The following is a 14,596-nucleotide window of genomic DNA, read 5'->3' on the forward strand; positions in this document are numbered from 1 at the left end:
TCACCTCTTTTTATAATTTTAAGATGCCTTAAATTGCATCTATACCAGTTTCGCCAGTCCTTATTCTCACAGACTCAAAAACATTCATCACAAATATTTTTCCATCTCCTGGATTTCCATGACTATTAATCTCCATAATAGTATTAACTACTTTTTCAACATCTTCATCATTTACAAATAGCTCCAGCATTCTCTTAGGAACTAATCTATGCATTTCTGATATGTTTTCAACTTCAGTACTGCTTCCTAAAGAGCCATCATCTATAATGCCTCCTATTATAGAAAAATCAACTTTTTTCTTTCCTCTGCCAACAACTTTTCTACAGGTTACAGCTGCTATTCCTTCCTTAAGAAGAGCTTCTTTCGTTTTATTAACCATGTTCATTCTAATTATCGCAAATACTTCCTTCACAATAGCCCTCCTTCTATAATTCTTTTGTATGAGAACTTATTGTATAAACTTCCTCAACTGGCAGTACAAATATTTTTCCGTCTCCATATGCACCCTTGATTCCAGTTTTTGAATTTCTCATAATAACCTTTATAACATCATCTTTATCTTCATCTTTTACAACCAAAAGAAGCATTTCCTTAGGTATTTCGTCATAATATATGTCTCCTACCTTCACACCTCTTTGCTTTCCTCTACCAACAACATCAAACTTAGTCACAGCTGGAAAGCCTGCATCACAAAGCTCACTTAAAACTGTAGTAACTTTTTCAGGTCTTATAATAGCCTTTATCATTACCATATATGTTTACATCCTCCATCCTCAATGCTATAATTATTCTCGAATACTTTTTCAAGCGGGGTATTTTCCCTGCAGGGCACTGTTCATTTTGCAGAATGAATAGTGCTTTTTATATGTCCATCAAACCATATTCCATCAATATTTCTTCTAATCTATCTTGAGTCATAGGTTTTGGGATTACAAACATCTTATTTTCATCTATAGCTTTTGCTAAAGCTCTATATTCTTCAGCTTGAGCAGCTTCCGAATCATATTGAATAACTGTTTGTTTGTGTATTTCTGCTCTTTGAACCATATTATCACGAGGAACAAAATGTATAAGCTGACTTCCAAGTTCCTTTGCAAACGCTTGTAGCAAATCCAATTCTCTGTCAACTTTTCTGCTATTACATATTATGCCTCCTAATCTAACTCCACCGGATAAAGCATACTTTTGTACACCTTTTGCAATATTATTTGCAGCGTATAAAGCCATCATCTCTCCACTTGCAACTATATAGATTTCCTGTGCTTTTCCTTCACGAATTGGCATTGCAAAACCACCGCAAACAACGTCTCCTAAAACATCATAAAATACATAATCCAAATCTTCTGTGTATGCACCTAAACTTTCAAGCATATTTATTGATGTTATGATACCTCTACCAGCACATCCTACACCCGGTTCAGGTCCACCTGATTCAACACATCTTATCCCACCAAAACCTTCTTTCAATATGTCCTCTAGATCCACATCTTCCCCTTCTTCTCTTAATGTGTCTAGAACCGATTTTTGTGCAAGTCCTCCTAGTAATAGTCTAGTAGAATCCGCCTTTGGATCGCATCCAACTACCATTATGTGCTTGCCCATTGTTGCAAGACCAGCAGTTAAATTTTGTGTAGTGGTAGATTTACCAATGCCTCCCTTTCCATAAATCGCAACTTGTCTCATATTAATACCTCCCTAATATTTTAATAAATTACACCAATGTAATTTAATAACAATATATCATGTGACATATGCCATTTCAATATTTTTTTCTTAATTTTCTTAATAATTACGCAATTATTATTTGAAATCGATGACAATTCACTATCTATTTACTCAAAACATTAACAAACCGTTAATTTAAGTCCACACTTTTAGTATAGTTTCAGTTCTTATTCATCATTGTTATGTAACATAATTTTATTATCTAGTAAATTGAATGCATTGATAAACTAGTTCAACCCCTGAACTCAAAACTATGTTTTTACAACTGCCAAGACCTATTGAGATTTATTTGAATTCACTAAACAATAATGATGTTAATATCATAGATGTCTGTATGTTAAAAGACACCCACATATACGCTACGGGATAAATTAATCCTATAAATAGACTTACAGATATTAAAGAATGGCTAGGAAGTTCAAATAATGAATTTGAGCTAAAATACGAAATTGTCAATGTAGAAAATGAATTTCGGATTGAAGTGTTTCATCTATAGAAAGTGAATAATACTTAAAAACACTGCATTATTTAAGACTAAATAATGCAGTGTTTTACATCCTGGTGTAAGCATCTAATTCCTGTGGTATTTTATATAGCTAAATGCTTGTATTTTAATATTAAGTTCAGACTACTATTGTATATTTTTTACTTTCGAATAAATAAGTTTACCCTCATGTATATAAGTTTCTAATTTTCCAATTTCACTTAAGTATTCAATATATGGCTTAAATAATCTTTCTATAAGATGATATCTATATTTACTGTTTATATTAATCTTAAAAGCTTTAATAACAGCTGTCTTTATATTTTCCATGATCATACCATCTTCTATTAAACTAAAAATATTACTTGCCACAGCATCATATTGCTTTATATTATCTTCTATAAGATTTTCAATATGGTCATATACGCCTTTATGAGCAACAATATATTTGCTATGCTTTATACCTTTAAGCTTTAACTTACTTTTTAAATCTTCACTAATCATTTGCGCATGCGGTAGTTTAGCCGACTTCACAATTTCGTAACTAAAAAGAGCATCACCTAAGTATATAGTGTCATCAGGTGTAACAATGCATATATGTGCAGGACTGTGTCCAGGAGTATGCACAATATTAAACCTTACACCACAAACATCTATATCAGATTGATTATAAGATACCATAACATCGGTATTGCAAACCATATGTCCAAAATTCTCCCTAACTTCGGACAATGTTTGACTGTTATAGTAAACCTTAAGATTTACTATTGAGCTACACAAAAGGGCTTCATAAGCTGGCATTACTATAGTCGAATTATATTTTTCTTTAAAATAGGAAGCATTCCCTATATGATCAATATGTGCATGAGTGCAGATTATTGCTTTGACCATAAATTTTTTATCATTTAGCAATTTATCTATTCTTTCTCTCTCTGCTTTTAAACCACTGTCTAATAAAATAATTTCTTTATCATTAAGCTTGTAAAATGGTATATACTCATTACCTGTATCTATACAAAAGGTATTTCCTTTAACTTCTATTATCTTCATATGTTTTCTCTTTGAAAATATCTCCTCTAAAATTATTAGCTTACTCTTAAATATTTTTATAAAATTAATTATACTACTTTGCTGCTACCTTTTCAGATATTGTCTGAAAAACATTTGTAAAAACAGCTTTAATATTTTCTTCGTTTTCTATATCGTTATATAATCCATATCTCCAGCTTTGTACATTACCTCCATCAAATAATATACCTGTTACGTATGTTTGATCTTTTGAATCTGTTGCCTCTTCATATGATAGCTCTTCAAGTGTAAATGGTGTAAAGCTCTTCTCAGTTCGGATAAAAAAGAAGGGGATGTTAGATTTTTTATATATCGGAGCATATTTTGCTTTTGCGGCATCAGATAAATTTTCCTTAGTTATAAAGATTGCATCGTAACATAAATCGAACTTGTCTTTTTCTAGATCAGAGAATTGAATCTTCGTAAACTTAACTTGTTTTTCACGAACTTTCGGTATTTCTCCTATGATTCCAATGCTTAAATTTCTTCCTGTGTAAGGCTTTATCTTTATAGATTGAGGTCGCCTTACATTATAAACTATGAGTGCAATTAGGATAACACATAACAAAAGATAAACTGGTCTTTTCTTAATATTTAAAATATCCATCACTCCAATCAATCATATTTAATATAGATATAAGAACTCTTTAGTTTTCATGTTTGAAATTTTTATTATCGGGATCAGTATTATTTATCATTGACCTAGAAGATATCTTTTTCTCACCAGTATAATCATATACGTATGTCACGCTAGGTTCGTCTTTAAAAGTTACTTTAATTACATACCCACCATAGCCAAGCATTTTATTATCTAAACGATAATCAATAAATAATTCATAATCCCCACTATTCATGCCTTTTTCAGCTAAGTACTTTTCCATTGTAGCTTTAGCATTAGTAATTTTTTGAGGTCTTTGATTTTCAAAACTTCTTATTTTATAAATATAAAAACCCGCAAACAAAACTATAATAATAGTGATAATAGCAAAAATTTTTTTCATAATTCCCCCACATAATATCTAATTTAATACACTATTAACTTACTTTAGTATATTTAAATCTAAAATACATTTGATTTTATTACTAAAGATGTATCACTTCGATCCTAAATCTATATTTAAAACTCTCACGGATTCTGGTGAGAGACTTTAAATATAATAAGTTTCATTAGGAAGTGGTACCTCCATAGCTAATAACCTGTTTATATATTATCTCTGCGGCCTCATTTGGAGAGATATTACTTACATCTATTTTTTCAGTATCCATATTATAATAGCATTGCAATCTTGGCACACTTCGCTCAATAACATCTTCTCTTCGTATCCCATGCTTGATATCTTCTTTAATTCTTGCTATTAGGGCTTCCTCAGAGCAAATTATTGAGAACTTATATACCTTACAATCCCTTGTAACCAATCTGGATAGTACATCATCAATAATACTTTGTTCATGCATAACCCAGCAAAAGATAATATTTTCATACTCAGAGCAAGAAATAAAATTATTTAACACATAAGTTATATTATCAATAACCATCTTCTTTGTCTCCTCAGTTACAATAAAGGGATACATATCCCAGCACCAATCACCATCAAGGAAAACTGATTTAGGTAACTGCTTTTGAAGTATTTTACTTGTTGTTGTTTTTCCTACTCCCATGGTTCCATTTATAAAAATTAGATTTTTCATCATTGCCTCCTTTTAAAGTATTAATCTAAATATTTCTTTACTATTTCATATATTCACTCCAAATTTCCATAAACAACTGAAGTTTACTCACATACCTATTGTTGAACTTTATAGCTAATTCATCATAACTAACTACTGCCTGATATAAAAGCTCGGTAATATGCTTATGAGTTTCATCATTATTAATTTTAAATTCATTTACATAAGACATATCTATTTTTAGATATTCTAATTGCTCTGAATATCCAAATCTATGAAAGTTCGTATTATATTGATTGTCTCTAATAAGCATCTGAGCCACTAGCCCTTCCATAATAAGCATATGTGCTAAATGTGAAGAAATTAAATAATCCTTCCTCATCAATTTACCTAAAGCTTGTACTGCGACAAACCAAAACCAATCTGCTTTTTCTAAATCATATTTACATTTTAATTTTTCTTCCTCTTCAGAGTTCTCAGTAGTTGTTTGTCCGTATTTTAATGACTTAGCAGTTTCATCACACCTGCAAAAACAAGAAAAGTCAATACGCACACCGTTGTTAAGACATATACGCATTCCTTCTTTATCATCATTTCTTTCTTGAAATACAATACCCAATATTCTATCTTGAATTCCTAGTCTTGAAAAATACTTCTTGTAGATTGGAGTTTCTCCATAATAATCATCTTGATGTAATCTTATATAAACATTTATATCTACATCACTATATTTATCATGATAACATTGCTCTAAGCCCCTTTTGATATTCGAGTTATCATCCATAGTTAAAATAAAAACATCTTTTATCTGAACTTTTTCCACTTCCGGCAATGTAAATAACACTGATAAAAAACTTCTAGTTTCCTGTTCCATTACTTTTTTGTTAATATTCATATTTTTATTCCTCCTTTAATTGTCTTAAATTAAAGGATATTTCTTAATTTGCCCATATTTCTCATTTAACTTGACCTCCGCTATTTATTCAACTTAAAGCACATCATTTAAATTATCTTATACTGCATATCTACAAAGATTTATTTTCTACCAAATGAAATCAGTATGCATGGTGCTTGAATTATAAAAGCACTGCCTTTATACTCTCTTGCATATTCGCTAATCTTAATTTGTCCATCCACAAACCTCTTTGCCTCTTCTTCACTTAAACCTCTTTGTATAAATGTATTGATTAGATTTACTCTTTCTTGCTCTGATATTTTTTTATCCCATCCCCAAGCCTTTACTATTGCATTGTACTGTTTTTCATGTTCAACTTTATCACCAAAAGGATTTATAAATTTAACACAATCATTCATTCTAACACCAACATCTTTTAATCCAAGTTGCTGCATTAAAACAGGTATCTTTATACCAAATCTATAATCCCTTCCCCCATCTGATAGTTCTTTTTTAAACATTTTTCTATGCAACCTCGGAATATCCAGTTCTGTATAATCAAAACCTTCAAAATATTGACCTGACTTTTCTATCTCCAGATCGCCTTCCATACATATTACTAATCCGCCTTCAACAACTGATTGTATCATTTTCTCTACAATGTTTTTTGCACCTGGAATATGTCTTAAAACAGCCTGTGATATAGCAATGTCATACATTTCTACAGATTTATACTCATTCAAGTCTGACTTAATAAATTTTGTAGAATATCCTGATCCAGCAAAAATGTTTTCTGCTTCACTCATTAATGTCTCACTAAAATCAATGCCAGTATATGTACTCCCTTTAGGTAATATTGGTAGTAGTAATAATCCAACATATCCAAATCCACATCCAAAATCTACTATATTAACTGCTCTATCTATTTGCCAAACCTTTTCTACTAAAAACTCAATATAATCAATGTTACACCAACCAGTTCTGATTGCTTTTAAAAAATCAAGTTTTTCATTCCATATAGTTTCACTCATAACAATATCCCCTACAAATAAAATAACTTTCTCAATCCATAAGTTCATTTATATACAGATTATAACATTATATTCCACATATTGTATATTAATTGGTAAACTATAAATTTCAGTAGCAATCAAATTTCTATCTATTAATATAGTCTTATATAATTTGTAATTGGGATGTAATTGGAATATAATTGAAATGTAACCAAACCCACTCTATACTAATTGTAAACACGTATTGCTATTGATTGGAGATGATCTTTTGAGAATAAAATCTGTTCTTTTTGCTCTTTTATCTTTTACCCTATTATTAATTACCAGTTGTTCTAAACCTGAGGATAAAGAAACTATAAAACCATTTAGCAATATTCAAGTTAGTACAACTAAAAGAGTAGAATTTGAAAACATGACAATCACCAGTGTTAAAAAAGAATCAGGTAGGAGTAAAATGGTTACAAATTCTGAGGATATAACCAAAATAGCTGACTACTTAAAAACAATAGATTGTGTATCAGTCAATCAGAAATGGAAAAAAGCCGATTTTATTATTTCCTTTATAGACAATGAAGATAACTCTAAAAATTATATAAACTCAATAGGTTTTTCTAAAAATCAAATCTATTTATACAAAAATACTGGAACCGAAACTAGTGAACTTAGTTTCACACCTGTAGATAAGAAAGTGGTTGAAGAATTAAAAAATTTATATAGTTCAATGAATTATGAAGAAGAGCTTCTTATGAAGAAATAGATTTTGTTCGTTTAATTATTGAGTTTTATTATATAGACCTTGTAGCACTAATTTTTTTATTAAGGACGTGAATATAAATGATAAATATACAATATGCAGATTCATCAGAAATTCAATATATTATTGATAATGATAAACATGTTTCTAAAGAACTAATAGAAATTAAAATTAAATCAAATGAAATTTTGTTAGTAAAAGATAGTGAGAATAAAATACTTGGCTGGTTAAGATTCAACTATTTTTGGGACAACACTCCCTTTATGAATATGCTGTATTTTGATGAAGCTTATAGAGGAAAGGGTTTTGGTAAGGCTTTAGTTAAGTTTTGGGAGGTTGAAATGAAAGCTAAAGGCTATGAATTAGTTATGACCTCCACCCAATCTAATGAGCTAGCTCAGCATTTTTATAGAAAACTAGGTTATAAAGATGCTGGAAGCTTATTATTAGAAAATGAACCTTTGGAAATCATATTTACAAAATCTATATAAACAAAATAAATATTAAAGCTTTAAAGTAAATTAAGAAAAGATACTCTCATGTTAAAATACTTGTCTAAAAATAAAGCATGGATTTCAAAGATTAAGAAAATATATAAAAAGGAGAAATTTTTATGACATTAAAAAATATTTACACTGACTGTCCAATATATAAAGGTAGTCTTATTTCACTAAGGCAAACAAGATTAGAAGATACAGAAGGTTTATTAAAATGCTACTCTGATGAAAAAGCAGTACCTTTCTTTAATTCTGATAATTGCAATGGTGATAATTTTCACTACACGACTTTGGAAAGAATGAGACAATCAATTGAATTTTGGAATTTCTCTTATATTCACAAGTATTTTATAAGATGGACAATAATTTCAAATGATACTGATGAAAAGCTTGGAACCATTGAAATGTTTCATAGAATTGCAGATGACGAATTTAATCATTATGGACTTTTACGCATAGATTTACACAGCTATTATGAAACTGAGCCAATAATTAGTGATATATTACAGATTGCAAATGATAATTTTTACGAAGCTTTTGATGTTAAAGCAATTCTTACAAAGGCTTTTCCTTATGCAACTGAAAGAATTTCAGCATTATCCAAACAAGGATATAGTCCATTAGGCAAAAAATTCATGATATATGATGACTATTATATCATAGAACAAAAATAGCTTTCATCAAATTACATCTATAAAATATGCAGCGATAAAAGTGTAGCACTTGTTTATGCTTCAATAAGACTGTTTAAAATCATACCAATAACTACTAAAGCTATTCCTATCAAATCTGTAGTTGTTGGTATTTTGTCGTGGAATAAAAATATACCTCCTAATAAGGTAAATATTACTTCTCCAGATTGAGTTGATTCTACAACTGCTAATTTATGTGGATCTTCACTTACCATATCAGTTGCTTTGAAAAATAATGTTGTTGCTATAATTCCTGAAAACACCGCTACTATTAAGGATTGAGCAACTTGTCCTCCGCTTGGAATACCAACATTAAACAAACCAACTCCTGCAAGGGTTATCCAAAATGGCATACTACACAGTGTCATACCAAATATTCTTTGAAGAGTACTGAACTGATTATTACTAACTTCTATCATTTTTCGATTTCCAAGAGGATAAGCAAATGCACCTATTATTACAGGTATTGTTCCAATCAACGCCTTTGTTAAGGATATACTTTTTGCATGTTGAAACTGCATTAAAAATATACCTATTAAAATTATAGAAGACATCATTAAGGATTTTCTAGGAAGCTTGTTTCTAACTTTGATAAATCCAGCTTCAGTTTGTACTTTTTTATAAAACAGCGGCGTCAAAAGTGCCCCTGCAATTATAGTAATTTGCCATGTTCCTGCTACAAGCCACGAAGCACCATACTCTGACGCAAAAGTTAAAGGAGCATAAAACACACCGAACCCTATTGTACTCCATAGCACCCACTTATCAGGCCTTCTTGCTATATCTTTTATCACAGGAGTCAGCTGATTTTGCACAAGCATTATCACTGTAAGCATTGGTAGCATAAAAATGTATCTTAGAGAAGAACTCCAAACCCAACTTCCACCTGAAACACTCATTTGCTGATTAAATATAAAAGCAGATGCAAAAAAAAGTGAAGAAGTTATTCCAAATGTAAGTGCTTTTCTCATACCATATCTCCCCTTTTAATATAGCTTCTATTAACATATGCTATATTGTATATTTTATGTTATATTGTACAATATATAATTTACTTAAGCAATTAGATATTATAAAATAATATCTATTGCAGTATAATAACACACGCAAATATGAGGAGTTTTAATATGGATAATTTAAATTTAATTATAGGAAACAAGTTAAAAGATATAAGAATCAAAAGAAACTTAAGTTTAGAAGAAGTATCAAGGCTTACAAATGTTAGTAAGGCAATGTTAGGTCAGATAGAGCGAGGTCAGTCAAATCCAACAGTTTCAACTCTGTGGAAGATTGCAACTGGATTGAAAGTATCTTTTTCATTGTTTATAGATGAAAAGCAAGATACTCTTAAGGTGATAAATCAAACTGAAATTCCTCCAATAATAGAGGACAACAATAGAATGAAATTATATCCTATCTTTCCATTCGATGCAAATAAGGGTTTTGAGATATTTACTATAGAACTAGAACCTGGATGTAATCATGTATCTACTCCTCATAATGATGGAGTTGAAGAATACATTGTAGTTACCGAAGGCCAAATAGAGCTCAGTATTAATGATGAAAATTTTATATTGAAAAAAGGCAATTCTATTAGATTTACTGCAAATAAACCTCATACATACAAAAATCTTCATGAGGATGCTGCGGTATTTCAAAATATTATATTTTACTTAAGATAACCTCAATTTATATGGAATATATTTGAATATATACAATCATGTGTTATATAATAATTTAATATACTTTCAACACACACAAATTAAACAATCCATAATGTTTAAGTTTTTCTGTTTTATAATTAATTTGAAAGGAGTGATTTCATATGAAGTTTAATAATTTAACTATGATATATAGAATCTGGAGGGTAACTATACTCTAGCCCTCCAAAGATTAATTGGAGGAATATTTTAATGTATTTAATTAATAATGAGTTGGTAATAAGAAATGCCACTATATATGATGTACAAACACTCTGCACATGGTGGGCTGACGGACAGGTAATGGCTCATGCAGGATTTCCTAATGGTGTTTATACGGATTCAGATAAATTAATGAATAGCATAAGAAATGAGACTGATGTTGCGAGAAGGCTTATAATTGAGATTGATAGTAAAAGTGTTGGCGAAATGAACTATAGTATAAAAGATAATATTGCAGAAATAGGAATTAAAATATGTGACTTTACTTATCAAGAAAAAGGCTATGGCACTAAAGCTTTAAAAATGCTAATAATATATTTATTTGATGAATTAAAGGTTGAAAAGATTATTCTCGATACAAATATTAATAATACAAGAGCTCAGCATGTTTACGAAAAGCTTGGTTTTAAAAAGATTACGACTAGATTTAACTCTTTTAAAGATCAGCTTGGGATTTTCCAATCCAGCATTGACTTTGAGATAAGTAAACAAGACTTCTTAAGATAATTTAAATATATATGATTTTGAAACAGGCAGTCCACTTTCAACTAGAATTTCGACTGCCTGTTAATAGATCATTAAAATTTTCTTTACCAACTGCTATATAATCCACTTGATCTACATTCTTTGATCAGGCCAATATGTTAAGTCAATTATACTTTAGTTTTTATTCAATACCACTTGTTTTGTAAACGGATTTTTCCTAACAGCCAAAGAATATAGGAAGGGATATTCTTTTTTTAAATGATTCATATAATATATCCATTCCACTATCATCTGCTTATAGCATCTTTTAATATCTCCTGACAGATGCACTAAATCTTCATTAGGAATATTATTAAGATCTTCTCTATACGAAAGTTCATCATAAATATGATATAAGGCCCAAAGCATATCAGTAAAGGAATTGTGCTCTAGAAGAGTTGGATTCTCAAACATTGAAAGTATATTTTGCTTATTATTATATATAAACTCTTTTAGATCTTTTAAGTCAGCTGACTTACTATCAATTATAACCTCTGACTCTTTGAAATCCTTTATTGCCTTTATAAAATCTTTATCTTTCCATCCATTTCCTATACTAAGCTTTTCGCTAATTTCCTTAAAATTCGAGTTGAAAGATGACATATTACTAATGGCTCTAACTCCAGTCTCAGTAAAAAATGCACCTATGACCACGCTAATCTTTTTAAGATTATCCTGCTTTTCTTTAGTTTTAACAACCTGATCTATCAATACAGTAACAATAATAACCTGCAGTGGTACAAAAGCTAAATCCTGTAGTAGATAGAATTCAGTGTCTCTTTGATCATGAAATATAGTAATCTGAAGAAAGTAAAATGATACCGAAATACAAAGCAGTAAAAATACTAACAAGATATTCTTATATAACTTATTTATATTAATCCCCCCAAAATATTTAATTTTTAGTAAGTTATCGCATCCCCGTGAGTATTTTATCATACTTTCTGCATTTATGCCAATCTTGCCCATACATATCATTTAATCAAAAATAGCAGTCTAAATTTAGACTACTACCTTCAAATAAAAACTAACATAAAAGACAATTTGCAATTTGAATCAAATTTTGTCCAGCATATCTAAGCACTTTCCAGCACCACGAACTACACATTCAAGTGGATTTTCTGCAATATTTACATGTATATGGGTTTCACAATGAATTAATTCACTTAAACCTTTTAAAAGCGCACCACCACCTGAAAGCATTATGCCGTTATCCATTATATCCGCAGCAAGCTCTGGCGGTGTTTCTTCGATGGCAGCTTTAATTGCATCAATTATCAAATTAACTGGACTTTTCAAGGCTTCTCGTATTTGACTATCTACAATTGTAATACACTTTGGAAGTCCTGTTACCAAATCTCTTCCTCTTACTTCCATACTATTTTCTTCTTCACCACTTTTAGTATAGACACAACCCAATTGAATTTTAATATTTTCTGCGGTTCTTTCTCCTATCATCAGATTGAATTCTCTTTTTACATAGTCAATAATTGTCTCATCTAGTTCATCCCCTGCAACTCTTAAGGTTTTGCTTATAACAATTCCTTGCAGTGAAACAACTGCCACTTCAGTTGTTCCAGCACCAATATCAATAATCATGCTTCCAATGGGTTCATCTACAGGTAATCCTGATCCTATGGCTGCAGCTACTGCTTCTTCTATTAACATAATTTTACGAGCTCCTACCTGTCCTATTGCTTCATTGATTGCTCTCTTTTCTACCTCTGTAACTCCTGAAGGATGAGCAATAGTGATTCTAGAACTCTTAAGAGCACCTTTATCATTAACTTTTTCAATAAATTTTTTCAACATTTTCCGAGTTAAATCAAAGTCTGCAATTGTACCGTCCTTTAGCGGTCGAACAGCTTCTATGCCTTCTGGAGTTCTGCCTATCATATTTTTAGCCTCTTCCCCCACTGCTAATACCTGTCTACTTTTTGTATTTATAGCAACCACTGAAGGCTCAACTAATAATATACCTTTCCCTTTTACGTATAATAATGTATTTGATGTTCCTAAATCTATTCCTATATCTCTATTCTTCGTAAAAAATCCCATCAAAACTTCCCCCTTAAACTTGTAATACAGTTCTTTTTTAATCCATATACTGCAAATTTTATGGAAGTGCCAATATATATTTTCCATAATGTGTGCAACTGCAAACTTTTTTTACAGTATATACCTTGATTTACTCCCTTTTCAATGCATAAATCATGGATAAAAAACCTTAATTTTCATTAAAAATATTATTTTGTATTTATTATAAAAATTTTTCAAGTTAAATTTCATCATAAAAAGTACACTTTTATGATCTCTAAAATATTATCAATATATGACCCCTTTAAAAATAAAATTTCTTACGTATATATCAATGAGGGTCGTATGATATACAGTAATATAAAAAATTTTATCTAATAAAGATGCTATTACTCTAACTCTTATATACGATCTACGATTAACGTACTCCTTAGCAACTATGTTCTTTGTTTTAAGGGTCTTTAGGCGTATAAAAGGTTCTTATTGTCACCTTAATTACAAAAAATTAGGTTCAATTTCTATAAAACCCTCTATTTATAGAAATATGACTTTGTTTACTATACAATTAAAATATGCTAGAGCTAACTTTATAAGAAGTGCTTCTAAAGAGTTCCTACGCCGAAGCTTATTTTATACTTGTTCAAAAATCACACACCTATGACTTTTAAGCATGTATAAATTAATAGTTGAGATAGTTACTCTATAATATTTATTAATTAATACTTTAAGAATGTGATATGAAGAAAATTTGGAATAAGTTTCGTTTTTACTGTGCTTTTATATAAAAATATATCCATTAAAATTCTAAAACTATCTTTAAAACGTCTATATCAGAATTTAATAGAGTTTTAAAAATAGTTTTAAAGGATTCCTATATCGAAACTTAATTTATACTTGTTCGATAATCCCGGCTTCTAGGGATTATCGGGCACGTATAAATTAATAGTTGAGTTAGGAATCCTATAGTGTAAATTTCTTATTTTTTAACACTAGTGGCCAGTTTAAATATCTATGCTATACTAGCTTAAATCTTTTGCACTTTATAAAAAACTAATAACAACAAAAAAGACTTCACATTCGTGAAGTCTTTTGCGTATCATTAAGATACTAATTACCTAGCAACCACCTACTCTCCCACACAGTCGCCCATGCAGTACCATCAGCCGTCTAAGTCTTAACCTTCGTGTTCGGTATGGGTACGGGTGTAACCCTTAGACGCATCATTACTAGATCTTGAAAGATTATTCTTTCAAAATTGCACTTAAGTTAACTTTGTAATAATTTGTATTGGTCAAGCCCTCGACCTATTAGTATCG

At 30.1% G+C, this 14,596-nt stretch carries 17 protein-coding genes and 1 rRNA gene; 5 read left to right on the forward strand and 13 right to left on the reverse strand.

Annotated features, from left to right (window positions below; translation table 11 throughout):
- Nucleotides 1-28: 28 nt before the first annotated feature.
- The 9 genes from J3477_RS25605 to J3477_RS25645 form a co-directional block, all read right to left on the reverse strand.
- Nucleotides 29-412, reverse strand: a complete 384-nt coding sequence (locus J3477_RS25605) for a P-II family nitrogen regulator (RefSeq protein WP_206873068.1) — start codon at nt 410-412, stop codon at nt 29-31.
- A gap of 13 nt (nt 413-425) precedes the next feature.
- Nucleotides 426-752, reverse strand: a complete 327-nt coding sequence (locus J3477_RS25610; protein WP_206873069.1) for a P-II family nitrogen regulator — start codon at nt 750-752, stop codon at nt 426-428.
- Nucleotides 753-861: 109 nt separating this feature from the next.
- Entirely contained in the window at nt 862-1,683 is an 822-nt protein-coding gene (gene nifH, locus J3477_RS25615) for a nitrogenase iron protein (RefSeq protein ID WP_206873070.1), read from the reverse strand.
- A gap of 673 nt (nt 1,684-2,356) precedes the next feature.
- Entirely contained in the window at nt 2,357-3,259 is a 903-nt protein-coding gene (locus J3477_RS25620; RefSeq protein WP_206873071.1) for an MBL fold metallo-hydrolase, read from the reverse strand.
- 73 nt (nt 3,260-3,332) lie between these two features.
- On the reverse strand, nt 3,333-3,884 hold the full coding sequence (locus J3477_RS25625; RefSeq protein WP_206873072.1) for a transcription elongation factor GreAB: 552 nt from the start codon (nt 3,882-3,884) through the stop codon (nt 3,333-3,335).
- 40 nt (nt 3,885-3,924) lie between these two features.
- Nucleotides 3,925-4,278, reverse strand: coding sequence for a DUF3139 domain-containing protein (locus tag J3477_RS25630; RefSeq protein ID WP_206873073.1), 354 nt, complete (start codon nt 4,276-4,278; stop codon nt 3,925-3,927).
- A 166-nt stretch (nt 4,279-4,444) separates the two neighbouring features.
- Nucleotides 4,445-4,966 carry an ATP-binding protein gene (locus J3477_RS25635; protein WP_206873074.1) on the reverse strand — a complete coding sequence of 174 codons (522 nt, stop codon included), beginning with the start codon at nt 4,964-4,966 and terminating at the stop codon, nt 4,445-4,447.
- A gap of 40 nt (nt 4,967-5,006) precedes the next feature.
- Entirely contained in the window at nt 5,007-5,840 is an 834-nt protein-coding gene (locus J3477_RS25640; protein WP_206873075.1) for a hypothetical protein, read from the reverse strand.
- 140 nt (nt 5,841-5,980) lie between these two features.
- Nucleotides 5,981-6,871 carry a class I SAM-dependent methyltransferase gene (locus J3477_RS25645; protein WP_206873076.1) on the reverse strand — a complete coding sequence of 297 codons (891 nt, stop codon included), beginning with the start codon at nt 6,869-6,871 and terminating at the stop codon, nt 5,981-5,983.
- A 250-nt stretch (nt 6,872-7,121) separates the two neighbouring features.
- Here J3477_RS25645 and J3477_RS25650 point away from each other — a divergent pair, with 250 nt between their 5' ends.
- From J3477_RS25650 to J3477_RS25660, 3 genes are all read left to right on the forward strand, one after another.
- A complete protein-coding gene (locus J3477_RS25650; protein ID WP_206873077.1) occupies nt 7,122-7,610 on the forward strand; it encodes a hypothetical protein in 489 nt (162 codons plus the stop codon).
- Nucleotides 7,611-7,687: 77 nt separating this feature from the next.
- The gene (locus J3477_RS25655; RefSeq protein ID WP_228731369.1) at nt 7,688-8,098 is read left to right on the forward strand and encodes a GNAT family N-acetyltransferase; all 411 of its coding nucleotides are present in this window, start codon (nt 7,688-7,690) and stop codon (nt 8,096-8,098) included.
- Between the two features lie 122 nt (nt 8,099-8,220).
- Nucleotides 8,221-8,778: a GNAT family N-acetyltransferase gene (locus J3477_RS25660; protein WP_206873078.1), complete on the forward strand. Its 558-nt coding sequence runs from the start codon at nt 8,221-8,223 to the stop codon at nt 8,776-8,778.
- Nucleotides 8,779-8,831: 53 nt separating this feature from the next.
- Here the strand turns inward: J3477_RS25660 and J3477_RS25665 are convergent, their stop codons facing one another.
- Nucleotides 8,832-9,767 (reverse strand): DMT family transporter, encoded by a 936-nt coding sequence (locus tag J3477_RS25665; protein WP_206873079.1) that lies wholly within the window; start codon nt 9,765-9,767, stop codon nt 8,832-8,834.
- A 156-nt stretch (nt 9,768-9,923) separates the two neighbouring features.
- On the opposite strand from J3477_RS25665, the gene J3477_RS25670 reads away from it, so the two are divergent.
- Together J3477_RS25670 and J3477_RS25675 are read left to right on the forward strand one after the other, a co-directional pair.
- Nucleotides 9,924-10,478 carry a helix-turn-helix domain-containing protein gene (locus J3477_RS25670; protein ID WP_206873080.1) on the forward strand — a complete coding sequence of 185 codons (555 nt, stop codon included), beginning with the start codon at nt 9,924-9,926 and terminating at the stop codon, nt 10,476-10,478.
- 231 nt (nt 10,479-10,709) lie between these two features.
- Nucleotides 10,710-11,225, forward strand: a complete 516-nt coding sequence (locus J3477_RS25675) for a GNAT family N-acetyltransferase (RefSeq protein WP_206873081.1) — start codon at nt 10,710-10,712, stop codon at nt 11,223-11,225.
- A 153-nt stretch (nt 11,226-11,378) separates the two neighbouring features.
- On the opposite strand, the gene J3477_RS25680 is transcribed toward J3477_RS25675, so the two are convergent.
- From J3477_RS25680 to rrf, 3 genes are all read right to left on the reverse strand, one after another.
- Nucleotides 11,379-12,212, reverse strand: coding sequence for an MJ1433 family protein (locus J3477_RS25680; RefSeq protein WP_206873082.1), 834 nt, complete (start codon nt 12,210-12,212; stop codon nt 11,379-11,381).
- An 87-nt stretch (nt 12,213-12,299) separates the two neighbouring features.
- The gene (locus J3477_RS25685; protein ID WP_206873083.1) at nt 12,300-13,301 is read right to left on the reverse strand and encodes a rod shape-determining protein; all 1,002 of its coding nucleotides are present in this window, start codon (nt 13,299-13,301) and stop codon (nt 12,300-12,302) included.
- 1,092 nt (nt 13,302-14,393) lie between these two features.
- Nucleotides 14,394-14,511: ribosomal RNA gene (gene rrf / locus J3477_RS25690) — 5S ribosomal RNA — on the reverse strand.
- Nucleotides 14,512-14,596: the final 85 nt, after the last annotated feature.

It is taken from the genome of Clostridium zeae (genome assembly GCF_017312485.1).
Taxonomy (GTDB): Bacteria; Bacillota; Clostridia; order Clostridiales; family Clostridiaceae; genus Clostridium_AR; species Clostridium_AR zeae.